20 protein-coding genes are annotated in these 24872 nt (G+C 71.3%); 12 read left to right on the plus strand and 8 right to left on the minus strand.

Annotated features, from left to right (window positions below):
- Window positions 1–435 carry a roadblock/LC7 domain-containing protein gene (locus ABT137_RS01845; RefSeq protein ID WP_351700791.1) on the minus strand — a complete coding sequence of 145 codons (435 nt, stop codon included), beginning with the start codon at window positions 433–435 and terminating at the stop codon, window positions 1–3.
- The gene (locus ABT137_RS01850; RefSeq protein WP_351700794.1) at window positions 432–2885 is read right to left on the minus strand and encodes a sensor histidine kinase; all 2454 of its coding nucleotides are present in this window, start codon (window positions 2883–2885) and stop codon (window positions 432–434) included. The genes ABT137_RS01845 and ABT137_RS01850 overlap by 4 nt, the downstream gene beginning before the upstream one ends.
- Window positions 2886–3450: 565 nt before the next feature.
- Between ABT137_RS01850 and ABT137_RS01855 the strand changes: the two genes are divergently transcribed.
- The gene (locus tag ABT137_RS01855; protein ID WP_351700797.1) at window positions 3451–3843 is read left to right on the plus strand and encodes a DUF485 domain-containing protein; all 393 of its coding nucleotides are present in this window, start codon (window positions 3451–3453) and stop codon (window positions 3841–3843) included.
- On the plus strand, window positions 3840–5435 hold the full coding sequence (locus ABT137_RS01860; RefSeq protein ID WP_351700800.1) for a monocarboxylic acid transporter: 1596 nt from the start codon (window positions 3840–3842) through the stop codon (window positions 5433–5435). The genes ABT137_RS01855 and ABT137_RS01860 overlap by 4 nt, the downstream gene beginning before the upstream one ends.
- A 44-nt stretch (window positions 5436–5479) precedes the next feature.
- On the opposite strand, the gene ABT137_RS01865 is transcribed toward ABT137_RS01860, so the two are convergent.
- Together ABT137_RS01865 and ABT137_RS01870 are read right to left on the minus strand one after the other, a co-directional pair.
- Entirely contained in the window at window positions 5480–5815 is a 336-nt protein-coding gene (locus tag ABT137_RS01865; protein ID WP_351700803.1) for a hypothetical protein, read from the minus strand.
- Between the two features lie 320 nt (window positions 5816–6135).
- Window positions 6136–6495 carry a hypothetical protein gene (locus tag ABT137_RS01870; protein WP_351700806.1) on the minus strand — a complete coding sequence of 120 codons (360 nt, stop codon included), beginning with the start codon at window positions 6493–6495 and terminating at the stop codon, window positions 6136–6138.
- A 353-nt stretch (window positions 6496–6848) separates the two neighbouring features.
- Here ABT137_RS01870 and ABT137_RS01875 point away from each other — a divergent pair, with 353 nt between their 5' ends.
- From ABT137_RS01875 to ABT137_RS01885, 3 genes are all read left to right on the plus strand, one after another.
- A complete protein-coding gene (locus ABT137_RS01875) occupies window positions 6849–9167 on the plus strand; it encodes a hypothetical protein (RefSeq protein WP_351700809.1) in 2319 nt (772 codons plus the stop codon).
- A gap of 127 nt (window positions 9168–9294) precedes the next feature.
- Window positions 9295–10275, plus strand: coding sequence for an alpha/beta hydrolase family protein (locus tag ABT137_RS01880; RefSeq protein ID WP_351700812.1), 981 nt, complete (start codon window positions 9295–9297; stop codon window positions 10273–10275).
- A gap of 165 nt (window positions 10276–10440) precedes the next feature.
- Window positions 10441–11559: a helix-turn-helix domain-containing protein gene (locus ABT137_RS01885; protein WP_351700815.1), complete on the plus strand. Its 1119-nt coding sequence runs from the start codon at window positions 10441–10443 to the stop codon at window positions 11557–11559.
- Window positions 11560–11620: 61 nt separating this feature from the next.
- Here the strand turns inward: ABT137_RS01885 and ABT137_RS01890 are convergent, their stop codons facing one another.
- The 4 genes from ABT137_RS01890 to ABT137_RS01905 form a co-directional block, all read right to left on the minus strand.
- Window positions 11621–12370 carry a D-Ala-D-Ala carboxypeptidase family metallohydrolase gene (locus ABT137_RS01890; protein WP_351700818.1) on the minus strand — a complete coding sequence of 250 codons (750 nt, stop codon included), beginning with the start codon at window positions 12368–12370 and terminating at the stop codon, window positions 11621–11623.
- 27 nt (window positions 12371–12397) lie between these two features.
- A complete protein-coding gene (locus ABT137_RS01895; RefSeq protein WP_351700821.1) occupies window positions 12398–12832 on the minus strand; it encodes a hypothetical protein in 435 nt (144 codons plus the stop codon).
- Between the two features lie 26 nt (window positions 12833–12858).
- Window positions 12859–14547 carry a GH25 family lysozyme gene (locus tag ABT137_RS01900; RefSeq protein ID WP_351700824.1) on the minus strand — a complete coding sequence of 563 codons (1689 nt, stop codon included), beginning with the start codon at window positions 14545–14547 and terminating at the stop codon, window positions 12859–12861.
- A gap of 238 nt (window positions 14548–14785) precedes the next feature.
- Window positions 14786–15595 carry an IclR family transcriptional regulator domain-containing protein gene (locus ABT137_RS01905; RefSeq protein WP_351700827.1) on the minus strand — a complete coding sequence of 270 codons (810 nt, stop codon included), beginning with the start codon at window positions 15593–15595 and terminating at the stop codon, window positions 14786–14788.
- Between the two features lie 105 nt (window positions 15596–15700).
- On the opposite strand from ABT137_RS01905, the gene ABT137_RS01910 reads away from it, so the two are divergent.
- From ABT137_RS01910 to ABT137_RS01940, 7 genes are read left to right on the plus strand one after another with little or no spacing between them, the layout of a single operon-like run.
- Entirely contained in the window at window positions 15701–17743 is a 2043-nt protein-coding gene (locus ABT137_RS01910) for an acetoacetate--CoA ligase (RefSeq protein WP_351700830.1), read from the plus strand.
- A 42-nt stretch (window positions 17744–17785) separates the two neighbouring features.
- Window positions 17786–19606, plus strand: a complete 1821-nt coding sequence (locus ABT137_RS01915) for a PEP-utilizing enzyme (protein ID WP_351700833.1) — start codon at window positions 17786–17788, stop codon at window positions 19604–19606.
- A gap of 17 nt (window positions 19607–19623) precedes the next feature.
- The gene (locus ABT137_RS01920; protein WP_351700836.1) at window positions 19624–20724 is read left to right on the plus strand and encodes a PEP/pyruvate-binding domain-containing protein; all 1101 of its coding nucleotides are present in this window, start codon (window positions 19624–19626) and stop codon (window positions 20722–20724) included.
- Entirely contained in the window at window positions 20721–21197 is a 477-nt protein-coding gene (locus tag ABT137_RS01925; protein ID WP_351700838.1) for an acetyl-CoA carboxylase biotin carboxyl carrier protein, read from the plus strand. Before ABT137_RS01920 ends, ABT137_RS01925 begins: the two co-directional genes overlap by 4 nt.
- Window positions 21194–22558, plus strand: a complete 1365-nt coding sequence (locus ABT137_RS01930) for an acetyl-CoA carboxylase biotin carboxylase subunit (protein ID WP_351700840.1) — start codon at window positions 21194–21196, stop codon at window positions 22556–22558. The genes ABT137_RS01925 and ABT137_RS01930 overlap by 4 nt, the downstream gene beginning before the upstream one ends.
- Entirely contained in the window at window positions 22551–24017 is a 1467-nt protein-coding gene (locus tag ABT137_RS01935) for a biotin carboxyl carrier protein (RefSeq protein ID WP_351700843.1), read from the plus strand. Before ABT137_RS01930 ends, ABT137_RS01935 begins: the two co-directional genes overlap by 8 nt.
- A complete protein-coding gene (locus ABT137_RS01940; RefSeq protein ID WP_351700846.1) occupies window positions 24007–24870 on the plus strand; it encodes an HAD-IIA family hydrolase in 864 nt (287 codons plus the stop codon). Before ABT137_RS01935 ends, ABT137_RS01940 begins: the two co-directional genes overlap by 11 nt.
- The last annotated feature ends 2 nt before the right edge of the window (window positions 24871–24872 follow it).

Raw genomic sequence — 24872 nt, forward strand, 5'->3', positions numbered from 1 at the left:
CTAGCGGGCCGCAGCCTGCTGGAACTGCTGCAACTCGGTGCGGAGTTCCGGAGTCAGCATCTCGCCGACCTGGTCGACGAGCACGGTCATCTCGTAGGCGATCTGGCCGATTTCGCAGTCCGGAGCGGCCAGGGCAACCAGGCACGACCCGTCTCGGATCGACATCATCAGCATGTTGCCGTGCTCCATCTGGACCACGGTGCGCAGCGCGTTCCCCGTGTCCATGCAGTGGGCAGCACCCTGGATCAGGCTGACAGCACCCGCCGCGATGGTGGAGAGCTGTTCGGCACGGTCGCCCGCCAACTGGTCCGAAGCGGTGAGCAGCAGTCCGTCGGCCGAGATCACCACGGCGTGCGCCACATGGGGAACTCGTTGCGTGAAGTTGGTGACCAGCCATCCGAACTGGCTCACCTCCGAGGAGTGGGGTGCTGTCATGAGTTCTTCCTGCCCGTCGCCGATGGATTGTGCGTCTGGTCGGGCTGCGTCCGACGGATGCCCGACTGATAGCTGCTGAGGAAACTCTGGGCGCGGCCGGCGTTCGAGCCCGCGGCCGCCCCGTCCCCGGCGGCGGACCGCTCGGGCCCGGCCGCAGCGGATCGCGTGCGCGGGACCCTTCTGGGCAACCCGGCCTGCGTGAGGCCTGCCGGCTGCGGGCCACCGGCCGCCTCGGGGCCGGGGCCGGGGCCGCGCCCGGGGTCGGGGGAGGACGACGGCGGGACGGGTGCGGGCTCCGCCGCCGCCGCGGCTTGGGTGAACCACGACGTGGCGGCGGGTTTCCGAGGCGCGCCCTCGTCGGCCGGGACGGGCCCTGTCGTCACCGCGGCGACGGCGAACGGCGGCTGCGGCGGGCGTGCTGCCGTGTCACCGGTGGCCTTCCGGCCGCCACGCTGCCGTACCGGAAGCGCGCCGGCCGGGCGTTCGGACGCGGTGTCCGGCTGGTCCGTGCGGGCCGCCGGCGCCTGCGCCGTGACCAGCTTCGCCGGTACCCGTACACGTGCCCGCAGTCCCCTGACGCCCGGCTGCGGGCTCAGGCTGACGGTGATGCCGTGCCGGCCGGCCAAGCGGCCGACCACGAGCAGGCCCAGCTGCCGGGACGCGGGCGTGTCCGCGGCGGTGCCCGTCGTCATGCGCTGGTTGGCCCTGGCGAGGTCGTCGGCGCTCATCCCGATTCCCTCGTCCTGGATCTCGATCAGCAGCGAGCCGTCGCGCTCCTGGGCACCGCCGACGACCACCTGGGTGTGCGGCGGGGAGAACGTGGTGGCGTTGTCGAGCAGTTCGGCGACGAGCCGCCCCAGGTCACCGGCCGCGTACCCGATCACGTCGACCGGAGGGCCGGGCTGGACGAGCACGCGCCGGTAGTGCTCGATCTCGGAGACCGCACCCCTCAGTACGGTGTCCACTGCCGCACTGTGGGAAGAGCGCACCAGCGTGCTGCCGCACAGGACCATCATGTTCTCGTTGTTGCGGCGCATACGCGTCGCCAGGTGATCGAGTGTGAAGAGGCTGGCCAGTTGCTCCGGGTCCTCCTCGTGCCGTTCGAGCTGTTCCATGAGCCGCAGCAGCCGGTCCACCAGGCTCTGGCTGCGCCGGGAGAGGTTGACCAGGGTGTCCCTGAGGTCACCACGCAGCGCGGCCTGCTCCGCCGCCAGTCGCACGGCCTGGGCGTGCACGGTGTCGAACGCCCTGGCGAGCTGGCCGAACTCCTCGGTGGTGTGGACCGGCACGACGTCGACCGAGGTGTTCGCCTTCCGCCCCTCGCGCATGCTCTCGACCGCGGCAGGCAGCCGGTGCTCCGCCACGTCGAGTGCGGTCGAGCGCAGGACGGTCAGCGACCGCAGCAGATGCCGGCCGATCCCGAGACCGATGGCAAGGGCGAGCAGCAGCACCGCGAAGAGGATGACGGACGCCAGACCCGCCTGGTCGCTCGTCCGGTCCTGCATCCTGGCCGAGGTTGTGCGCATGGTGCGGAGGAAGCCGTCCGCCGCCTTGTCGACGAGAGCGGCGGTGGTCTCCGAGTCGCGGTTCCAGCTGTCGACCGGGACACGCAGTGACGGGGTGGCGTCCTCCTGTGCTCTCGACTGTGCGCTCGACGCCAGGGGCACGGCCAGCGCGGTGCTCACCAGGTGCGCTCGCCGGCTGACGGCCGGGCCGGTGACCGTCCGCTGATAATCGCTCAGCTCCGCGGGGGTGGCCACGGCCCGGAAGGCGGCGAGCCCGTCCTGCAGCCGCAGGTCGGCCTCCTGCAGCGCCTTGACGAGTGTCGGGGTCGCCGGACGGCCTCGGCCGGCTGCCTGCAGCAGGATCGCGTGTTCGAGGTGGATCTGCTCCTCGACCCTCTCCAGGTCGTACAACGCGGTTGCCGATGCGGTGAGTTCCGGGGTGGCGAACCTGCTGACGAGTGCCTGGTCCAGGTCGAGCAGCCCCGTGATGATCGTGCCGTAGTCGTTGAGCGCGGTCCAGGAACCGATACCGCCCGATGCCACCTGGGCGCGCAGGGCAGGCAGGCGGGCCAGGAGGCCGACGGCGTCCCGGTAACGATGAGCCGCGACGCCCGTGAGGGTGACGCTCTGCTTCTCCGTGCGGGCGACGGCGGTCCGGGCGCTGTCGACACTCCGCGTCTGCTGCCGCAGACCGGCGGGATCGTCGACGGCGCCGGCGGTGTCGGCACTGAGCCGTTCGACGGACATCGTGCGTTCCATCTGCAGGGCTTCCAGCAGCGTCCGCAGCTGACCACGCATCGTGACCAGGCGTTGCAGGTCCGCGTAGGAGTTGGCGCGGGTGACGTCGTCATGGATCTGCACGACGCCCAGGCCGACGGCGAGCAGGGCGGGTACGACCAGCACCGCCGTCAGTTTCACGAGAAGTCGCCAGTTCCGCCACTGCACGAGCGAAGCCCACAGTGACGGTCGTACTGGACGCGTGGTCGCATGCCCGGCCGCGGTCACGATATGAACTCCGTGTTCGGAACAGCTTGCTTGCAGGGGCCTGTCACGATGGTGTTCTCTCCCGGGTGCCCGCACACTCTGTCCCGATCCGTCAACTGCTGTGGAACCGAAGCGAGCTTAGGGCAGTGGGCAAACGGCAACAACGCCGTTCCTCGCCCCTGGTGCCGACGAATCAAACCGTTACCCACATGTCCTCAAGATTTCGCGGACCGGTCGGCAAAGCCGTGCGCCCAGGGTTCATTTCGGTAACCGCTGAGCAAAAAGAACATCAAGCCGCCTTCGGTTCGTGACTGTTCAGGGCGCCGAATGGGTGAACGGCTCTCGGGGCGTGTCAGGACACCCATGTGGTTTCGCTGCTCAACGCCCCAGTCGTGGGGTGTTGGTTGACGGTACGCGGTATCTCACTACACTCTCCACCGCCCGGAGGCTACGGTTTGCTGCTTCCCCTCGCTCGTCGCGGGAGCATCCGTGTGTCCTCCTGCTCGAATCCCCAGGAACGAGGAACGTGATCAGACCGGCAGGGGTGCCCGCCTCCGAAGTGTCCGAGCGGCCTGCCGGGCGGGAGTTCACCGGGCTCCGTCACGAGGGCGAGCCCGACTACTCCGCGATTCAGCAGAGCGAGGAGTTCGCCCGGCTGCGCAGACGGCTTCGGTTGTTCGTCTTCCCGATGAGCGCGCTCTTCTTCTGCTGGTACATGACGTTCGCTCTGCTTTCCGCCTACGCCCACGGGTTCATGAGTCACAAGGTGGCGGGCGAAATCAACATGGGCACCGTCCTCGGCCTGATGCAGTTCGCGTCCACGATCGCGATCGTCCTGGCGTACCGGCGTTTCGCCGGGAAGAAGCTTGATCCGGAAGTGGACAGGATCCACGAACTGGTGGAGGGCGACAAGGAATGACACGGCAGCTCGCCGTCGGCGCGACCGGCAGCCCCACGCTCAATCTGAGCGTGTTCCTGGTATTCGTCGTCATCACCCTGTTCATCGTCTACAGGGTCACCAACAGAAACCAGACAGCATCCGACTACTACGCCGCGGGCAGCGCCTTCACCGGCGTGCAGAACGGCATCGCGATGTCCGGGGACTTCCTCTCCGCGGCCTCCTTCCTGGGAATCTCCGGGGCAATCGCCGTCCATGGTTACGACGGATTCCTCTACTCCGTCGGATGGCTCGTCGCCTGGCTGGTCGCCCTTCTGCTCATCGGCGAGAGACTGCGCAACACCGGGCGATTCACCGTGGGCGACGTGATGGCCTTCCGCATGAGGCAGCGCCCGGTGCGGGCCGCGGCGGCCAACGCGACCCTGGTGATCACGTTCTTCTACATGCTCGCCCAGATGGCCGGCGCCGGTGGACTGGTCGCCCTGCTGCTCGACGTGCACACCAGGGGCGGGCAGGCACTCCTCATCATCGGCGTGGGCGTCGTCATGCTCCTCTACGTGCTGGTGGGCGGGATGAAGGGCACGACCTGGGTGCAGATCATCAAAGCCGGCCTGCTCCTGGTCTGCGTGACCTTCATCAGCGTGTTCATCATCGGCAAGTTCGGATTCAGCTTCTCGGCGCTCCTCGAACAGGCCACGCGGAACAGCCCGTTGGGCGAGCGGCTGCTGGAGCCGGGCAGTCTGTACGGCCACAACGCGACGAGCCGACTCGACTTCGTCTCGCTGGCCCTGGCGCTGGTCCTGGGCATCTCCAGCCTGCCGCACGTGCTGATGCGCTTCTACACCGTGCCCGACGCCAAGGAGGCGCGCAGGTCGGTGGTGTGGTGCTCCTGGTCGATGTTCACGTTCTACCTGGGCATCCTGGTCGTCGGTTACGGTGCCACCGCCCTGGTCGGCTCCGACGCGATCGTTCACGCCCCGGGCGGGGAGAACTCCGCGGCGCCTCTGCTCGCCTTCCGTATCGGCGGCGTCGTGCTCCTGGGAGTCGTCTCGGCGGTGGCCTTCGCGACGATCCTGGCGGTCGTGGCCGGCCTGACCCTGGCCGCCTCGGCTTCGTTCGCCCACGACGTCTACGCCAACGTGATACGGCGCGGTAAGGCCGATCCACGGTCCGAGATCCGGGTCGCCCGCCTGACGGCGGTCGTGGTCGGTCTGCTGGCCATCATCGGCGGCATCGTGGCCGACGGCCAGAACGTCGCCTTCCTCGTGTCGCTGGCCCTGGCACTCGCCGCGTCCGCCAATCTTCCGACGATGCTCTACACGCTGTACTGGAAACGCTTCAACACCTCAGGGACGCTGTGGAGCATTTACGGCGGTCTGGTGTCCTGCCTCGTGCTCATCGTCTTCTCACCGGCGGTCTCCGGTACGCCGACGTCGATCGTCAAGAGCGTCGACTTCCACTGGTTCCCGCTCATGAACCCCGGCGTCGTGTCGATCCCGCTCTCGTTCGTGTGCGGATACCTCGGCACCGTGCTCAGCAGGCGCCCCGCGGATCCGGACAAGCAGGCGGAGATGGAAGTCCGGGCGCTGACCGGAATCGGCGCCCGGCTGTAACCGATCACGACATCGGCCCGCCCGTCCGTGGGCAGGCGGTGGTGTCACACGACCTGGCCGGCCGCCCCGCCCCTGCCTCTGTGCCCTCTCCTTCCGTTGTGGCCGTCCTTCCCGTCTCTCCCGTGGACTCCTTCTCTCCCTTCCCGCCCGGGCCTGCCGTTCTTGCCCGGAGGGCCGGAGGGGCCGCGCGGGCCGGGGGCACCGGAGGGGCCCGGAGGGCCGGAAGGCCCGGGGTCGGAGTAGTAACCCTGGAGGTCGACGTTCTGTGTCCACATGTCGTCGATCTGCATCTGATGGACGACGAGCACGGCCGACTGCGCGACGAGCGCGGTGCCCAGCGCGGCGCCGAGCACCAGGGGGCGCCACGGTCTACGCAGCATCTCTCTTACGTTTCTCACGATGTCTCTCACGCTGTGTGACGGCGAAAGTGTGGATGGCGAGGCGTCGGAGAAGGCGGACCTTCTCGTGCGGTGTCTGTCGCGGGGCGGCCTCGACGGCCGCGAGTGGCCCGGTCACCTCATGCGGGCACGGGGAGTTGCCCGGCCCGGATGTCCGTCCGGGTGGCACCCGTGTCGGTGCAGTGGTGCGTCCGGTACTGCCCTCTGTGACGGTGGGTGGTCCGGTCCGGTTGTGCGAGGCGCGGCGGGGGACGGAGCCCGGGAGGGCCCCGTCCCCGACGTTCCCGCAGTGGTCCTGGGGCTCAACGGGTGCCGGTCCCGGTCGGCTGCGGGGTGGCGACGGCGTTCTGCCCGTCCTTGCCGTCCTTGCCGTCCTTTCCGTCCTTTCCTTGCCTCCCGTCAAGTCCGTTCGTGCCGTTCTGCCCGTCCTGCCCGTCCTTGCCGTCCGAGCCGTCCTTGCCGGGCGGGCCGGCGGGGCCGGACGGGCCGTCGGGGCCGGGCGGACCGGATGGACCGACCTTGACCTGATGTCCCTGCAGGTCCATGTGTTGTGCTCGAAGAGAGTCGATCTCCGAGTCCTGGACGACGAGTGCGGCCGACTGTACGACGAGCGCGGTGATCAGAGCCGCGCGGAGAACAAAGGGGCGCTGCGATCGCAGCATTTCGTTTACGCTTCTCACTTTATTCCTCACGCTGTGTGACGGCGAAAGTGTAAAGGGCGGGGCGCCGAAGAAGACGGACCTTCGCGTGGAGTGTCTGTGCCGGGCTGCGCGAGGCTTTATGAGGTGTGTCCTCTGCCGGGAAGGATCCAGCACGGCGGTCAAGGACGATGGCCCGCGCGAGCGGCGCAGCGCACCGCCCTGACGCCGGGGCGGGCTTCACCGGCGTTCTTCGTCGGTCCGACCCGGCCGAGTCGGACCGGTCCGACCCGTCCGGCCGCCCTCCCGGCCGGTGTCCGACGGCCCCGTGTTACGTTCCGCCCCATTGATCGTGAGGGTTGTGTGGGGGGCCTTTCATGAAATCGGTGCGGTTCTCGCCGTTCGTCGCCGTGTCCGTCGCCGGGGCGCTGATCCTGGGGGCGGCCGCCGTGACCGTCGTCGGTCCCGGTGTGGGGGACTCGTACGCGGCGTCGGATGTGGCACTGCCGATCGCGCACTTCGCGCACCTGGTCGTGGACGCTCCGCACGGGCACCTGTTCATCAGCGGCGGCGCCGGTACCGACGGCATCCTCGTCACCGACCTCGACGGCGGCCACCCGACGACGATCGGCGGTGAGCCGGGGGCGACCGGTCTCGCCCTGTCCGCCGACGGATCCGTGCTGTACGCGGCGCTCCCGGACGAGGACGCGATCGCGGCGATCAGCACGGCGGACCTGACCGAGTCGGCCCGCTACGGCACGGGCGCGGGTACCCGGCCGGACTCGCCGGCCGTCGCCGGGGGCACCCTCTGGTTCGGGTACGGCACGGCGGGCGCCGGCGGCATCGGTTCCGTCGACGCGGCCGGCACGGTGCACCTCGGGCGGGATCAGGGCAGTTGGGCGGCGGCGCCGGTGCTGGCGACGACCCCGGCGCCCTCCGGCGTCCTCGCGGCCGCCGCGCAGACGGGCGACGCCACCGCCGTCGTCACGTACGCGGCCGAGGGCGGCGCGCTGACCCGGCGGGCGGCGAAGTCGCTGCCCGTCCCCGACCTGAGCGACCTCGCGGTCACGGCGGACGGGCAGCACCTGGCGATCCCGTCGTTCCACGGCGCCACCGCCAACCGGTACCGCACCTCGGACCTGGCGGTCGACGGGCAGTTCGCCAACGCGGTGTACGGCAAGGCCGTTGCCGTGGCCCCGGACGGGACCATGGCCGGTGGCGACCGCGCACTCACCACGTTCCCGGAAACCGGCGCGGGCCGGTACACCGAGTACTACTACGCCCGCGAGCTGAACGCCGCCGCGCACGGTGTCGCCTGGGCGCCGGACGAGAGCCGGGTCTACGGCGTGGCCGTCGACGCCGACGGGGGAACGCCGACGCTCCACGTCTCCCGAGACCCGGAAACCGCGCCGGTCGTGCTCTACGGAAGCCGGACCACGCCGCTCGCCCCCGGCGAGACCTACTCGTTGGTGGTGTCGCCCGACGCGCCCCTCGCCCTCGGCGCCGGCGAGTCCCTGCTCCCCGGCACCGTCCGCGTCACACGCTACGACGACGCCGATCCGGACGGTGTGCCCGTCCCGGACCCGACGGCCACCGCGGCCCGCCCGCCGGTCGACTTCTTCGGCACCTACCAGGTCTCCGGCACCGCTCCCCGCACCGGCAACCTGAGCTTCCGCGTCGACTACTCCGGCGGCGGCCATTACGGCCCGGCCACCCGGACCTTCGACGTCCCCGTCGCGAAGTACGCGCCCACCATGGCGCTGGCCGGCCCGGACACCGTGGGCCGGGCCGCCCTGCTGACCGTCACCGGGCGGCTCGACTGGCCGCACGCGCACGTGGACACCGGTGCCGTGCACGTCGTCAGGACCGACCCGGCGCACCCCTCGGGCTACGCGCTGGGCACCGTGCCCGTGGCCGCCGACGGCACCTTCGCCCTCCACGACACCCCGCAGACCGGCGGCGCGAACACCTACTCCTTCACCTACGACGGCGGTACGTCCTACCTGCCGGTCACCGCGGCGCAGACGGTCCAGGTCTCCCGGGCCACTCCGGCCCTGAGCGTGACGACCGACGCGAAGTCGTACCGCTCCGGCGCGACCGTCAAGGTCACCGCGCACCTGGGGACCACGTACAACTCCCGGAGCCTCACGCTGTACGCCCAGCCCGCGGGCGCCTCGCGGACGGTGCTCAAGAGCGGCAAGGCCGACGCGCACGGGAACCTCGTCGCGTCGTACAAGGTCACCCGCAACACCGCCTTCAGCGCCGCCTTCGCGGGCGACTACCGTTACGCACCGCGCACGGTGACCACCGGCACGACCCTCACCCCGACGGTCCGGACGAAGCTGCAGAACGCGCTCGGGACCACCCGTATCGGATCCACCACCTACCAGGTCTTCTACAAGTCCGAAGTCACTATGGGCTTCGAGCTCCAGGTCACCCCCCGGCAGGCCGGAGGCTGCGCGTCGGTGTACGTCGAGCACTACTCCTCGGGGGCCTGGCACCAGGTCACCTCGCAGAAGTGCGTGCCTCTGTACTCCGACGGCTGGTACGGCTACAGCCGCGCGCTGAAGCCCTTCACGAGCAACGACCGTTACCGCGTCCGCGGTCTCTACGCACCGCCGGCCAAGGGGGCGCAGACCGGCGGCGCGCAGAGCGGGTGGACCTACTTCACCGTCCGCCCCGGCACCGTGAGGTAGCGGGCGAAGACCGACACCAGGTTCCCCTCGGCGCCGCTTGACAAAGCGGGACGCTGTTCCGGATAGTTAATCGGGACAGTGTTCCGTTTCTCCGGCCGTGGCCGGACGCAGAAGGGAACCGCTCGCCATGAGTGCTACCGCCGACATCCCCGACACCGATACCGACACCGCCGTCTTCGGCCCGTCCGCTCCCGTTCTGTCGTACAGCCCGGTGACGTTGTCCGTGCCCGGACGCCCCGTGGACCTCCAGGTCCGTGTCTCCGTGCCCGCGACCGGGACCGGCCTGCCCGTCGTCCTGCTCTCCCACGGGCACGGCGGCTCCCACAACCTCTCCTCGCTGAACGGGTACGCGCCCCTCGCCACCCTCTGGGCGGCCGCCGGATTCGCCGTCGTCCAGCCCACCCACCTCAGCTCACGGACCCTGGCCCGGCGGCTCGCCGGCGCCCCGGGAGCCCCGTTCTTCTGGCGCTCGCGCGCCGAGGACATGAGCCACATCCTCGACCGGCTCGACGAGATCGCGCACACCGTGCCGCAGCTCGCCGGGCGCCTCGACCACGACCGGATCGCGGTCGCCGGGCACTCCCTCGGCGGCCACACCGCGAGCCTCCTGCTGGGCGCCCGGACCACCGACCCCGACACCGGAGCGGAAGTGGACCTGACCGAGCCCCGGATCAAGGCGGGCGTGTTGCTCGCCGCACCCGGCAGGGGCGGCGACGTCCTCAACGGATGGATGGCCGAGAAGGTGCCGTTCTTCCACGCCACCGACTTCTCCACGATGACCGCACCCACCCTGGTCGTCGCCGGCGACAAGGACGACTCCGCGCACTTCACCGACATCGGCCCCGGCTGGCACGCCGACCCCTACCACCTCGCCCCCGCTCCCAAGACCCTGCTCACCCTGTTCGGCGCCGAGCACCTGCTCGGCGGCATCTCGGGATACGACGCCGACGAGACCACCGACGAGAACCCCGAGCGCGTCGCCGCCCTCGGCCACCTCACCGCGGCCTACCTGCGCACCCAGCTCCAGCCCGACCCCTACGCCTGGCAGAAGGCGTGCGAGGCGCTGACGACCGGAACCGCCCCGGCGGGACGGGTCGAGTGCAAGTAGGCCGTGCCGAGGGGGGCGTAGTGGGCGAGTTTGTTTGACGGGTTGTCAAATATCGTCGCATAAAAGGTCGTTGGCGGTCGCGTCAGGACAACGGAAGGGCGTACGCGCTCCTTTCCCGCGGTGTAGCTTCTACCCGTCAGTAGAGGCTTGAGCAACGGGGGACGCGTGGTTGCCTCTCCGCATACCGAGAAGTTCGCCGCCCGTCTTCGGATGCTGAAGGACCGCAGTGGCCGGGGATACGACCGCCTCGGCAAGGAGGCGGGCGTCAGCGGTTCCAGTCTGCATCGGTACTGCTCCGGCCTCAGCGTCCCGGTGGACTACCGCGTGGTGCACGCCTTCGCCAAGGTGTGCGGAGCCGACGCGGAGGAACTCCGTGAACTCCACCGGCTGTGGGCGCTGGCGGACACCGACCGGGATGCGCCGACGGCCGTGACCGCCGCCGAGGAGAGCGTGCCGGAGAGCGCACAGGAGAGCCCGCAGGAGAGCGCACCGGAACACGTACAGGTCAGTGCCGTACCGGATGATGTCACCCCTGCGGAGACCGGGCGGCCGCGGCGGTTCCGGGTGCCCGAGAAGCTGTCCCCGAGGGTCGCGGTCCTGGCCGCCGTGGTCGCGGTGGTGCTGGTGGCCGGCTTCGTGTGGCTGCCCGGCAGCGCTCCTGACGGTGCCGGGACGGCGGCCGGTGACAGGCTGCTGGACTCCCCGGCGTGCAAGACCGTGAGCATGGGGCAGCACGACGCCTGCGTGCGTGAGGTCCAGACCCTGCTGGCGCGGGCGAAGGGCAAGCTCGCCATCGACGGCGACTTCGGGCCGGAGACCCTGCGCAGAGTGACCGCGTTCCAGGTGCTGGCGGGGCTGCCGGCCACCAACGTGGTCGACGACGCCACCAAGAAGGCTCTCTACGCGCAGCAGGTGAGCATGACGACCTGGCCGCCGGCCAGAGTGGCGAAGCGGATCCGCGAGGTGTTCGCCGAGGATCCCGGCACCGCCGTGGCCGTCGCCCGCTGCGCGTCGTTCCTCGACCCGCTGTACGTGCTGCCGAACACCAACGGCAGTCGCAACTGGGGCGTGTTCCAGATCTCCGACGCCCGCCTCCAGGACCTCGACGGCACCCCGCTGCGGGCGTTCGACCCGGACTGGAACATCAGGGCGGCCCACCGGCTGTGGAGCGTCCGGCACGACTTCCACGACTGGCCCTCCTGCGAGGCGGCGCTGAAGAGCACGCCCAGCAGCACGCCCAGCAGCACGCCCAGCAGCACACCGAAGAGCACACCGACGGGCTGAAGCCCGGAGCTCCGGGTACCGAAGCGGCGGTACCCGGAGCTCCGCTCCCCCGAGAGGGGCGTCAGACGGTGCCGTCCTCCCACCACCAGTCACGGCCGAGGTCGGCCCTGCTGTCGACGTGCTGGTGGTCGACGGTGTACGTCTCCAGCCCGGAGAACCCGCAGGTCTCCGCCTTCTGGTAGACGGTCTTGGTGGCCACCCCGGGCACGTCGAGGTCGGCCGCCGTGCCGTACAGGTGCATGCTGTCGCTGGCCCCGCCGATCTCGGCGTTGTGCGCGATGCTGCGGAAGCCGGAGTTGACCGTGATCGGCTTGTCACCCAGCTTCTTGCGCAGCGCCTCCAGCTTGTACATGCAGCGTCGGACGTTCTCCTTCACCTGAGAGGCGCTCAGCTTGCCGCCGTTGAAGGTGCCGTCCGACTGGTTCACGAACTCGCTCCAGTTGAAGTGGAGCGTGGAACCGTCCGACTGCTCCAGGGAGTTGAGCTTCGCCTGGGTGTTGGGGCCGACCTCGGCGTCGACGCTGAGACCGTACGCCGCCTGGAACCGGCGTACGGCGGCGGCCGTACCGGGGCCGAAGTCCCCGTCGATGCTCACCCGGCTGTGGCTGGCGCTGTCCGCCGCCCAGCCCGCGATCCGGATCTGCAGTTCGGTCACGTCGGCGCCGGTGGTGCCCTGGGTCAGGGTGCGCGACCAGGAATAGGCCTGAGCGGTGCCCGAGAACAGCAGCTGGCCGAAGGCTATGCCGGCACCGGCGGCCAGCGTGCCGCGCAGCATGGTGCGGCGGTCCAGGGGACGGGAGGAGAAGGTCATGGTCGTCCTTTCGAGCTGGCGAGAAGGTCAGTAGGCGATCTGGAACGTCACGTTCTGGGCGTCGATGTCGTAGGCGTGCACGCGCAGGACGAAGTGGGTGCCGTCCTTGACGTCGGTGGCGACGGTTCCCCACTCGGTACCGTGCGTGGTGTACGCGTCACCGTTGTTGCACTTGGTGGTGTGGTCGACGAACACCACGCAAGCGTCCAGGAACACGCCCGGCTCGTCCGTGATGAGCCGCAGGTTGATGTCGTTGCACCGCGAGGACGTGGTGTAGGTGCCGTACTCCTTGGCGGCCGCCTGGTAGTGGTACGTCAGGGTCTTCGCGCCGCCGTAGCAACTGGTGGCGGCGGCCGGGGCGTTGGCGACGGTCGAGGTCTGTGCCGAGGCGGGCACGACGGCCACGCCCAGCAGGGCGGCCGCGGTGCACAGGGCCGAGGCGAGCGTTCTGTTGCGGATCATGATGGTCTCCGTACGTCCGGCGGGGGTCAGAAGGCGATCTGCATGACGGCGTCGTCGCCCTCCAGGGGCACGCCGTTGGGCACGGTGAACTTGGTGCCGTCGAGCACGTCGGTGGCGATGGTCGTCCAGCTGCGGCCGACCTTGGTCCAGCGGTTGCAGGTGCCGGTCTTCGCGAACTTCACGCAGGCGTTCACGTAGTCCGCGGTTCCTCCGGTGACACGCATGTTGATGTCGTTGCAGCGGCTGGTGGTCCAGTAGGGGCCGAAGTCGACGACGTCCCCGTAGCGCACCGTCACCGCCCCGCCGTAGCAGGTCGTCGTGGCCGAGGCCGCCGACGCCGCGGTGGTGAGACCGGTGCTGCGGTTGGCCAGCCGGTCCAGGTCGGCCTGGGTGCCGTTGAACACGTCGGCGGTCGCCGGGGCCTTGATGCCCGGGAACAGCGCGGCGTCGGTGTACTGCCACATCGCCCAGGTCGTCGAGCCGTTCGGCAGCGGCGGCTGGGTGATCGACTGGCGGTAGTCCGCGAGTTGCAGCGGATACCGGGCGAAGGCGGTCGTCGAGCCCAGGCAGTCGTCCAGGAACGACTTCTGCGTGTAGATGACCGGGGTGCGGCCGAAGGCCGCCTCCACCTTGTCGAGCCAGGCCTTGGCGTCGGCCACCGTGCCGTAGGTGGGACAGCGTCCGGTGCCGTCGTCCATGCGCTCCAGGTCGAACACCGGCGGCAGGTCGCCCGCGCGCTGCCCGGTGTAGCCGGTCGCCTTCACGGCGGCGATGAACCGGTCGGCCTGTGCGGCACCGGTGTCGGCCGCGGTGCCCGTGTAGAAGTGGTAGGGCGCGACGGCAAGTCCCGCCGCCCTGGCCGCCGGCAGGTCGGTGGCGAGGTACTCGTCGGTGACGTTCAGGCCGCGGGTGGCCTTGACCGTCGCGAACTCGACGCCCGAGGCCCGTACGGCCTTCCAGTCGATCGGCGCGCCGCCCGGGTGCTGGTATTTGGCGGTGTCCAGGCCGTCGATCGGGTAGCCGGCCGGGCGCGGTGGCGTGCAGTACGTGTTGCGACTGGACCAGTCGACCAGTTTCGCCCAGGTGTTGGGGCCCACGACGCCGTCGGCGCTGAGGCCCGCGCAGTGCTGGAGCTCGACGACCCGGCCCTCGGTGCCGCCCCCGAAGTCGCCGTCGATCGTCAGCGGCGGGTAGTGGAACGGCTCCATGGCCAGGTTCAGCCGGCACTGCAGTTCCTTGACCTCGACGCCGTTCGCGCCTTCGCGCAGGGTCGGGCGCGTGTCGGTGTGGCCGCACACGGTCGCCTGCGCCGTGGCCGACGTGCCCTGGGTGGCGCAGGTGTGCGGCTGTGCGGCCCAGGTGTTCAGCGCCGCCCAGGTCTGCGGGCCGAGCACCCCGTCCACGCTCAGCCCGGCACACGCCTGGAACTCCTTGACCCGCGTCTCCGTCGCCGGGCCGAACGAGCCGTCCGCCGCGATCGGCGTGTACCGGCTCGGCTTCGTCGCGAGATCGAGTTCGCACTGCGCCTCGACCGTCGGGTCCCCCGTCGATCCCCGCTGCAGCGTGGGCTGTTCGCTCGTGTGCCCGCAGACCGCGACCGCGGTGGCGGCGGCGGTGGCCGCGGACTGTGCCGCGTGCACCGCCGTGGGTCCGTACAGGGGCAGGACCGCTGCCACGGCGAGGGTCAGACCCCGCAGTAGCGTCCTCCGTCCCATCTGTGTTCCCCCTCTTGTGAGTTGGCCGGGAGCCCCCGGCCCGGTCATGCTGGCAGCCGCTGTGCCGGAGGCCGGATCCCCTCGCCCGGATCGGGACGCCGGGACGGTCACGCGCCGGTGACCTGCGGGGACGGACGGCCGCTGGGACGGGCATGGGACACGGGCGGCGGAGAGGGGAAGACGCGCGCGGGGCGAAGCGGTCACGGCGCGACGGCTCCGGCCGGCGGTCCCGTGAGGTTCAGCCGAGTCGTTGCGGGGTGGCCCCCGCGGCCCGTTCCTCGATCCTGCGGACCGCCGCCTGCAGGTCGTTCAGATGCCGGCGGGCCACCTCCTGTGCGGACATGACCGTCCGGCGCCAGGTCACGTTGACACAGCCCAGGACCTCGCCGTGCAGGCGGATCGGTACGGCGATGGAGTTGCGGCCGTCGAAGTCGTACTCCGGTGCGCGCACGCTGTACCCGCGGGACCGGGTGGTCGTCACGAGGCGGCGCAGCCACGCCGGGTCGTGGGCGTGGGCGTTGCCGGGCGCGTCGTGTTCGCGCAGGCGGCGCAGGACCGCCTCCCGCTCCTCCTCCGCGCAGAAGGCGATGTAGGCCCGGCCCGAGGCGCCGAGCAGCATGTGCGAGCGGAAGCCGATGGGGGCGACCGGGACGACCTCGTCGAAGTACGCCTTCGGGCTGTTGGTGTCGATCGTCTCCATGTAGTCGAGGCGGGGCACGGTCAGGACGGACGGCCACATCACGCGCTCGCACAGCTCCTCCAGGGCCGGGGACGCCAGCTCGCCCAGCCACTCGGCGTCGTCGTGCGGGGCGCGCCGCGGCTGGAGGCTCGCGACGAAGGCGCCGTCGGCGAGCCGCTGCCAGACCAGGCCCTCCCGGCCGCAGGTGTGGAGGATCCGGATCAGGGTGGCCTTGGGGATGCCGGTGACCTGGTGCAGATCGTGCAGGCTCGCCGCGCGCATCTCCTGCAGGGCGCGCAGCACCCGCAGACCGCGTTCCAGAGAGGCGATCGTCTTCACCTGGTACTGCCGCACGGGACCCTCGCTCACCTGCGGATACGGCGGGCGGATTTCACCTGGTGAAAAGTTAGCAAGCAGTGGTTGCCTGCGTCACGGCCCGGGGGAGACCGTCTTTCCGTGACGCGAGGAGGCGACATGACCGTCGAGGCCGCGGGGGGTTCCCCCATCCCTCACCCGGAGCCCGGCACGGCCGGCGAGCCCGCCGCGGTGGCCGAGGGCGAGCTGCTGTGGACGCCCGGGCCGGAGCGGGTCGCCGAGGCGAACCTGACGCGGTTCGGGGAGTGGCTGGCCCGGGAGCGGGGGCTGCGGTTCGACGGGTACGACGAGCTGTGGCGCTGGTCCGTCCGCGACCTGGAGGGATTCTGGGGCGCACTGTGGGAGTACTTCGGCGTCCGGTCCGCCGCACCGCACTCCGCGGTGCTCGGCAGCCGGGACATGCCGGGGGCCGAGTGGTTCCCGGGGGCCCGGCTGAACTACGCCGAGCACGTGCTGCGGCAGGAGCGGCCCGGGGCCGATGCCCTGCTGTTCTGCTCGGAGGAGGCCGCCGCTCCGGCCGCGGTGCCGTGGGAGGAGTTCGCGGGCAAGGTGCGGGTGCTCGCGACCCGGCTGCGGCAGCTCGGCGTACGGCCCGGCGACCGGGTGTGCGGGTATCTGCCGAACGTCCCGCAGGCCGCGGTCGCCATGCTCGCGACGACGGCGATCGGTGCCGTGTGGGCGAGCGTCTCCCCGGACTTCGGGTCGCGGGGAGTGATCGACCGGTTCGGGCAGCTGCGGCCGAAGGTGCTGTTCTGCGTGGACGGCTACCGCTACGGCGGGAAGACCTTCGACCGCCGGGAGGAGGTGCGCCGGATCGCGGCCGCCCTGCCCGGTCTGGAGCATGTCGTGCACCTGCCGCAGCTCGGTGCCGTCGACGGCCTGACCTGGGACGAGGTCCTCGACCGTCCGCCCGTGCCCGCCGCGGACTTCGTCTTCGAGCAGGTTCCCTTCGACCACCCGCTGTGGGTGCTGTTCTCCTCGGGCACGACGGGACTGCCCAAGGCGATCGTGCACGGCCACGGCGGCATCCTGCTGGAGCAGCTGAAGCTGCAGACCTTCCACATGGACCTGCGCGCGGGCGACCGCCCGCTGTTCTTCACCACCACCGGCTGGATGATGTGGAACTTCCTGATCAGCTCCCTGCTGGTCGGCGCCACCCCGGTGCTCTACGACGGGAACCCGGCCCACCCGGAGCCGGACGTGCTCTGGCGGATCGCCCAGGACACCCGGGCCACCTTCTTCGGCGCCAGCCCGGCCTATGTGGACCTGATGGCCAAGGCCGGCATCGTGCCCGGCGAACGCTACGACCTGTCCGCGCTGCGCACCGTCATGCCGGCCGGCTCCCCGGTGTCGCCGCAGTGCACCGCCTGGTTCTACGGCAACGTCAAGGACGACCTGTGGATCGCCACCGGCAGCGGCGGCACCGACTGCTGCACCGGCTTCGTCGGCGGGGTGCCGACGCTGCCCGTGTACGCCGGGGAGATGCAGGCCCGGTCGCTGGGGGTCGCCGCGTACGCCTACGACGAGCACGGCCGCAGCCTCGTGGACCGGGTCGGCGAGCTGGTGATCACCGAGCCGCTGCCGTCCATGCCGGTGACGTTCTGGGGCGAGGACGGCGACGAGCGGTACCGCCGCACCTACTTCGGGGACTTCCCGGGCGTCTGGCGGCACGGCGACTTCTTCAAGGTCAACGCGCGCGGCGGCTGCTTCGTGCTGGGCCGCTCCGACGCCACCCTGAACCGGCAGGGGGTGCGGATCGGCACCGCGGAGATCTACCGGGTGGTCGAGGCCCTGGACGAGGTCGTGGCCGCCCTCGTCGTCAGTCTCGACCTGCCGGAGGAGAGGTTCTTCATGCCGCTGTTCGTCGTGCTGCGCGACGGCGCGACTCTCGGTCCCGGCCTGGAGAGGACGATCCGGGACCGGCTCCGCCGGGAGTACAGCCCCCGGCACGTACCGGACCGGATCGTCCAGGTCCCGGCCGTGCCGACCACCCTGACCGGCAAGAAGCTGGAGGTGCCGGCCCGCCGCATCCTGCTCGGCACCCCCGTCGAGCAGGCCGCCGACCGCAGCGCGGTGGCCGACCCGCGCGCCCTGGACGCCCTCGCCCGGTACGCCCGTACCCAGGACGACTACCGCCTGTAGCCCCGCTCCCTACCGCCTGAGCCGCATCCCTTGGAGAGCACCATGACAGACGACGGAACCGCTCCCCGCTTCCCCCTGCCCTCGGAGCTGACCGAGGTGCCGGGCGCCGAGGACTGGGCGTCGATGTACCCGTACTACACCCGGTTCCAGCCCGGGGACGACCAGCGGTTCTGGTTCTACAACTCCATGCACTTCCCCGAGCCGATGCCCGCGTTCGACGCCGTCACGGCCGAGACGCCGTACACCGCCCTCGGCGCCAACACGGCCCGCCTGTTCGTCTTCCCCACCACGCTCGGCATCGAGCACCGCATCGTCAACGGCCGGGTCTACATCACCGCCAACCCGGTCACCGACCCCGAGGAGATCCGGCGCAGGCTCGCGGAGTTCAGCGAGCGGGCCGGGCACTACTACGAGAACTGGGACGAGCTGTACCAGGGCTGGGTCACCCGGGTCACCGGCCTGATCGACGAGGTGCAGCGGATCGAGGTGCCCCGGCTGCCGGAGTTCGAGGACCCGGAGGTCGTCTTCCAGGCCCGAGGGGTCGCCCAGAACCACTACGTCCGCGAGAACTACCACCGGCTGATCGGCCTGTACTCGAAGATGTGGCACCACCACTCCGAGTTCCTGATGCTCGGCTACGGCGCCTACGTGGTGTTCTTCGAGTTCTGCAAGACGTCGTTCCCGGAGATCCCCGACCAGGACGTGGCCCGGATGGTCGCCGGGATCGACGTCGTCCTCTACCGGCCGGACGACGAGCTGAAGAACCTGGCGAGGCTCGCCGTCGAGCACGGCGTGGACGACCTCTTCGTGGAGGGCTGCGAGCCGGACAAGGTGCTGGCCGCGCTCGCCGCCCGCGGCGACGGCGGCCGGCGCTGGCTGCAGGCGCTGGACGACGCCCGCGAGCCCTGGTTCAACATGTCGACCGGAGCGGGTTTCTACCACCACCACCGCAGCTGGAACGACGACCTCACGGTGCCGTTCGCCGCCCTGCCCGGCTATGTCGACCGGGCCCGGCGCGGTGACCTGCTGGAGCGGCCCGTGCAGCAACTCGCCGCCGAGCGCGAGCGGATCGCCCGGGACTACCGCGCGCTGCTGCCCGGGGAGGACGAGAAGGCCGCCTTCGACCAGATGCTGGGGCTCGCCCGGGTGGTGTTCCCCTTCGTGGAGGACCACAACTTCTACTGCGAGCACTACTTCACCACGAAGTTCTTCGCGAAGGTCCGCGAGTTCGGCGCGCTGCTGCGGGACCGGGGTGTCCTCGCCGACGCCGAGGACGTCTTCCAGCTGCAGCACACCGAGGTCGCCCAGGCCCTCACCGACGTGATGCTCGCGTGGGCGGCCGGCACCGAACCGGTCGGTACCGCCCACGTACGCAAGACCGTCGCCGCCCGCAAACAGACGCTGGAAGCCCTCGCCGGCTGGAGCCCGCCGCCCGCCCTCGGACCCGTCCCCGAGACCCTCAACGACCCGGCGGTGCGCATGCTGTGGGGGATCACCGCCGAGACGATCAGGAGCTGGTCGGCCCCGGCCGTCGAGGGCGAGAGAGAGGTACGCGGCTTCGCCGCCTCGCCGGGCGTGGCCGAGGGCACCGCCCGGGTGCTGCTGAGCGTCAACGACATCGGCCAGGTGCGGGAGGGCGAGGTGCTGGTCTGCCCGGTGACCGCGCCCAGCTGGGGCCCGGTCTTCGGGAAGATCGCGGCGGCCGTCTCGGACATCGGCGGCACCATGTCGCACGCGGCGATCGTGGCCCGCGAGTACGGGCTGCCCGCCGTCGTCGGCACCGGCCACGCCACCAAGCGGATCACCACCGGCCAGCGGCTGCGCGTGGACGGCGACCGCGGCATCGTCACCGTCCTCGACTGAGCGTGGGGAGCACCACCATGACCACTCCGGCCTACGTCCGCCCGTTCGGGGACCTGCGCCTCACCGACCGGCCCACCGCCGGCGGCAAGGGCGCGAGCCTCGGCGAACTCACCTTCGCCGGCGCACCCGTCCCACCGGGCTACGTCGTGACCACCGCCGCCTTCGAGACCTTCCTCGCCGCCCTCGACCCGGGCGGCGCGATCCGCACCGAGATCGGGGCCCTGGACGCCCAGGACACCGCGGCGATCGCCCGCGCCGCCGCGGACGTCAGGGAGCGCATCGAGGCCGCCGTACTGCCGGCGCAGGTGACGGACGCGATCCGCGGCCGCTACCGGGACCTGGACGGCGAGTCCGACGCGCCCGGCGAACCCGCTCCCGTCGCCGTACGCTCCAGCGCCACCGGCGAGGACGCCGAGGACGCCAGCTTCGCCGGACTCCAGGACACCTACCTGTGGGTGCGCGGCGAGGACTCCCTCGTCGACCACGTCCGCCGCTGCTGGGCCAGCCTCTACAGCGTCGAGTCGGTCAGCTACCGGCGGCGGCTCGGGCTGCCGGAGCACGACCTCGCCATGGCCGTCGTCGTCCAGCGCATGATCGACCCGCGCTGCGCCGGCGTCATGTTCACCCGCAGCCCGCTCACCGGGGACCGCTCGGTCGTCGCCCTGGAGGGGTCGTGGGGCCTCGGGTCCGCGCTCGTCAGCGGTGACGTCACCCCCGACAAGTACGTGGTCAGCAAGGTCACCGGGGAGATCAGCTCCCGTACCGTCTCGGCGAAGCTGCGCCGGCACCGGATGGACCCGTGCGGGGCGGGGGTGCTGGAGGAGGACGTGCCGGAGTACCTGCAGAACGTGGCGTGCCTGTCCGACGAGGAGGTGCACGAACTCGTGGCGATCGGGCGGCGGATCGAGGACCACTACGGGTCCCCGCAGGACATCGAGTGGGCGATCTCCCGCAATCTCGTCCCCGGCCGGAACGTCTTCCTGCTCCAGAGCCGCCCCGAGACGGTCTGGGCGAGCCGCGGGCGGACCCCCGCCGCGGTGCCCAGGGCCAGGGCGTTCGAGCACGTGGTGTCGCTGCTCGGCGGGACCGGCAACGGCACCGGCGGGGGCACGAAGTGAGTCTCAGCGGCGAGGACGTCCAGGACATCCTGCGGATCGTCGACGGCATGGAGGTGGACCGCCTCCGGCTGCGCACCGGCCGGTTCGAACTGTCGTTGCGCCGGGGCGAGGACGGCGAGTGGACCCAGTCCGCCCGGACGACGGCCGAACCGGTGCTGGTCGGCGAGCGGGACGTCCGGCACGAGACCGCCTCCCCGCAGCCGACGGCACCGGTCCGCGAGGGCCTGACCGGTGTCCCCACCCCGCTGCCCGGAGCCTTCTACCGGGCCCCGAAACCCGGCTCACCCCCCTTCGTGGAGGTCGGGGACGAGGTCACCGAGACCACGGTCGTCGGAATCGTCGAGACGATGAAGCTGATGAACTCCGTGTACGCGGGGGCGGTCGGCACGGTCGCGGAGATCTGCCTGGCCGACGGGGACTTCGCCGAGCAGGGCGCCGCGCTGATGTTCCTGGAGACGGGGGCGGCGCCGTGATCCTGCGACGCGTCCTGATCGCCAACCGGGGCGAGATCGCCCTGCGCATCGTGCGGACCTGCCGACGGCTCGGCATCGAGACGGTGCTCGCCGCGTCCGACGCCGACCTCGCCTCCGTACCGGCGCGGCTCGCCGACCGGGTGGTCCGGCTCGGGCCGGCCGCGCCCTCGGCCAGCTACCTGGACGTGGCCGCGGTGCTCGCGGCGGCGAAGGCCGCGGACGTCGACGCCGTCCACCCCGGGTACGGCTTCCTCTCCGAGAACCAGCGGCTGGCACGGGCCTGCGCCGAGGCGGGCCTCGTGTTCATCGGGCCGACCGTGGAGCAACTGGCCGCCGTCGGCGACAAGCTGGAGGCCCGTCGGCATGCCGTCGCGGCCGGGCTGCCGGTCGTCCCCGGCGGACCGCTCGACGACACCGCCGACGCGGCCCGGCTCGCCGCGGAGATCGGCTTCCCGCTGCTGGTCAAGGCGGTCGGCGGGGGCGGCGGCCGGGGCATGAAGCAGGTGCACGACCCGGCGGACCTCACCGCCTCCGTCGACCTCGCCGTGGCCGAGGCGGGCGCCGCCTTCGGCGACCCCCGGGTCTACCTCGAACGGTTCGTGGCGACCGGACGGCATGTCGAGGTCCAGCTCATCGGGGACGGCGAGAACGTCGTCCACCTCGGCACCCGGGACTGCTCCGTGCAGCGCCGCTACCAGAAGCTCGTCGAGGAGGCGCCCGCGCCCGTCCTCGACCCGGTGCTGCGCGAGGAGATGCACCGGGCGGCGGTGGCCCTCGGCAAGCACCTGGAGTACCGGGGCCTCGGCACGGTCGAGTTCCTCGTCGACGTCGACCGCGGCACCTTCCACTTCCTGGAGATGAACGCCCGGATCCAGGTCGAGCACCCGGTCACCGAGGCGATCACGGGCCTCGACCTGGTCGCCGAGCAACTCGCCGTCGCCGAGGGCCGGCCGCTCTCCTTCGGGCAGGCGGACGTCTCCTTCACCGGTCACGCCGTCGAGTGCCGGATCAACGCCGAGGACTGGGCACACGACTTCCGGCCGAGCCCGGGGACCGTGACCGAGGCGGTCTGGCCGCTCGGCGAGGGCATCCGGATCGACACCCACCTCCAGGCGGGCGCGGACGTGCCGCCGTACTACGACTCGCTGGTCGCCAAGCTCATCGTGCACGGCGGCGACCGGGCCGAGGCGCTCGACCGGCTGCGCGGCGCGCTCGGGCGGTGTGCGGTCGACGGGGTCACGACCAACGTGCCCCTGCACCAGGCGGTGCTGGACGACGAGGAGTTCGGCGCGGGCGGCGTGGACACCGCCTGGTTCACCCGGTTCCTGAGCGACCGTCCGGCAGGAGGCGGCCGTGGCTGACATCCAGCTCGTCGACGTGTCCCTGCGCGACGGCAACCAGAGCCTGTGGGGCGCCACCGGACTCGACACCGGCAAGATCCTGCAGATCGCACCGGTCCTGGACCGGGTCGGCTTCCGCGCCCTCGACTACACCTCCAGCACCCACATGGGCATGGCGGTGCGCACCCACCGCGAGGACCCCTGGGAACGCATCCGGCTCACCCACCGGGCCATGCCGAACACCCCGTTGCAGTTCATCGGCACCGGACTGCGCTTCATCTCCTGGGAGGCCGCCCACCCCGAGTTCATGCAGCTCGTCTACGACCGGCTGGTGGCCAACGGCGTCACCCGGTACGTCGTCCTCGACCCCATGCACGACATGGCCGCCGTACGCGAGTCCGCGCGGATGATCCGGGCGGCCGGCGCCACCGAGATCGTCGGCGCACTGGTCTACACGGTCAGCGACGTCCACGACGACGCCCACTACGGCTCCCTCGCCGCCGAGATGGCCGCCTGCCCGCACATCGACCGCGTCTACATCAAGGACCCCGGCGGCCTGCTCACCGCGGAACGCGCCGCCACCCTGGTCCCGGCGGTCCTGCGCAACCTCGGCGGCACACCGCTGGAACTGCACTCCCACTGCACCGTCGGACTGCCCGGCCTGAGCTACCTCAAGGCCGCCGACCTCGGGGTGCGGGTGCTCCAGGTCGCCTGCGGGGCGCTGGCCGGCGGGACCTCGCTGCCGAGCGCCCGGCAGGTGGTGGCCAACCTGCGGGAGACCGGGCACCGCGTCGACGTCGACGACCGGCTGCTCGGCGTGGCGGCGGACTACTTCGACGCCATGGCCGCGGCCGAGGGACTGCCCGTCGGCGGGCCCCGGGACTACGACGCCGCGTTCATGCGCCACCAGGTGGCCGGCGGGGTGATGGCCACCCTGCGCCGGCAGCTCGGCGAACTGGGCTTCGGCGACCGGTTCGACGCGGTCATCGAGGAGGTGACCCGGGTCCGTGCCGAACTCGGCTTCCCGATCATGGTCACCCCCTTCCCGCAGATGGTCTGCACCCAGGCCCTCTACAACGTCATCGGCACCGAACGCTACGAGAACGTCTCCGACCAGGTGATCCGCTACGTCCTCGGCAGCTTCGGCCGGCCCACCACCCCGGTGGACCCGGATGTCGCCGACCGCATCCTCGACCGGCCCCGGGCCGCGGAACTGGCCGAGGAGCCGCCCCCGCCCACCGTCGCCGAACTGCGCCGCCGCTTCCCGCGCGGCATCGGCGACGAGGAACTGCTGCTGCGGGCCACCATGCCCGCCGAACAGGTGGACGCCATGGTGGCCGCGGGCCCGGCCCGGCGCCACTACAACCCGGACGTCAGACCGGTACTGGACCTGCTCGACGGCCTGCGGACCCGCCCGCCGGCTCCCGAACTGATCGTGGAACGGCCCGACTTCCGACTGGAGCTGCACCGTGACCGCTGAAGAGGCCGTCCCCGTGGCCGACCGGCTGCGGGACATCCGCGGCATCGTCTTCGACCTGGACGGCACCCTCGTCCTCGGCGACCGGCGCAACCACGGACTCGTCCCGCTCCCCGGAGCGGTCGACCTCACCGCCGCCCTCACCGCCCGCGGCCTGCCCTGGCTCACCTTCACCAACGGCACCACCCGCACCCCCGAGGCCTACGCCGAGACCCTGCGCGGCATCGGCTTCGACCTGCCCGACGAGGCCGTGCTCACCCCCGCCACCAGCGCCGTCGACCACTTCCTGGCCCGGGGCCACCGCAGCGCGCTGGTGCTCGGCGGCGACGGGCTGAAGGAGCCGCTGCGCCGGGCCGGCATCGAGATCGTCGCGCCCGTGGGGAAGCCGGCGGCCGACGCCGTACTGGTGGGCTGGTACCGCGAGTTCACCATGGACGAACTGGAGGCGGCCTGCCATGCCGTCTTCGGCGGCGCCGTGCTCTACAGCAGCTCGCAGTCGGTGTTCTTCGCCAGCGCCGAGGGCCGGGCCCTCGGTACCTCCCGGGCCATCTGCGCCATGATCAGCAGCGTCACCGGCGCCACCGAACAGATCGTGGGCAAGCCCTCGTCGATCGGCGTGCGGTGCGCGGCCGCGCGGCTCGGCGCCGACCCGCGGGACCTCGCGGTCGTCGGCGACGACCCGGAACTGGAGATGGCGATGGCCCGCGCCGCCGGCGCGCTCGGCATCGCGGTGACCACCGGGATCCACCCGGCGGACCGGTACGCCGCGCTGCCGCCGCAGCAGCGCCCGCATCTCACCGTTTCCGGCGTGGACCGGCTCGCGGCACTGCTGCCCGCGGCGACCGGCACGCCGTAGCG

The sequence above is a fragment of the Streptomyces sp. NPDC001980 genome, from assembly GCF_040296885.1.
GTDB lineage: Bacteria > Actinomycetota > Actinomycetes > Streptomycetales > Streptomycetaceae > Streptomyces.

What these genes read in the sequence shown, in the direction of transcription:
- ABT137_RS01865 (WP_351700803.1), bottom strand. Translation starts at nt 5,815, where the DNA reads ATGCTGCGTAGACCGTGGCGCCCCCTGGTGCTCGGCGCCGCGCTGGGC.
- ABT137_RS01875 (WP_351700809.1), top strand. Translation starts at nt 6,849, where the DNA reads ATGAAATCGGTGCGGTTCTCGCCGTTCGTCGCCGTGTCCGTCGCCGGG.
- ABT137_RS01910 (WP_351700830.1), top strand. Translation starts at nt 15,701, where the DNA reads ATGACCGTCGAGGCCGCGGGGGGTTCCCCCATCCCTCACCCGGAGCCC.
- ABT137_RS01845 (WP_351700791.1), bottom strand. Translation starts at nt 435, where the DNA reads ATGACAGCACCCCACTCCTCGGAGGTGAGCCAGTTCGGATGGCTGGTC.
- ABT137_RS01860 (WP_351700800.1), top strand. Translation starts at nt 3,840, where the DNA reads ATGACACGGCAGCTCGCCGTCGGCGCGACCGGCAGCCCCACGCTCAAT.
- ABT137_RS01890 (WP_351700818.1), bottom strand. Translation starts at nt 12,370, where the DNA reads ATGACCTTCTCCTCCCGTCCCCTGGACCGCCGCACCATGCTGCGCGGC.
- ABT137_RS01915 (WP_351700833.1), top strand. Translation starts at nt 17,786, where the DNA reads ATGACAGACGACGGAACCGCTCCCCGCTTCCCCCTGCCCTCGGAGCTG.
- ABT137_RS01880 (WP_351700812.1), top strand. Translation starts at nt 9,295, where the DNA reads ATGAGTGCTACCGCCGACATCCCCGACACCGATACCGACACCGCCGTC.
- ABT137_RS01870 (WP_351700806.1), bottom strand. Translation starts at nt 6,495, where the DNA reads ATGCTGCGATCGCAGCGCCCCTTTGTTCTCCGCGCGGCTCTGATCACC.
- ABT137_RS01900 (WP_351700824.1), bottom strand. Translation starts at nt 14,547, where the DNA reads ATGGGACGGAGGACGCTACTGCGGGGTCTGACCCTCGCCGTGGCAGCG.
- ABT137_RS01895 (WP_351700821.1), bottom strand. Translation starts at nt 12,832, where the DNA reads ATGATCCGCAACAGAACGCTCGCCTCGGCCCTGTGCACCGCGGCCGCC.
- ABT137_RS01920 (WP_351700836.1), top strand. Translation starts at nt 19,624, where the DNA reads ATGACCACTCCGGCCTACGTCCGCCCGTTCGGGGACCTGCGCCTCACC.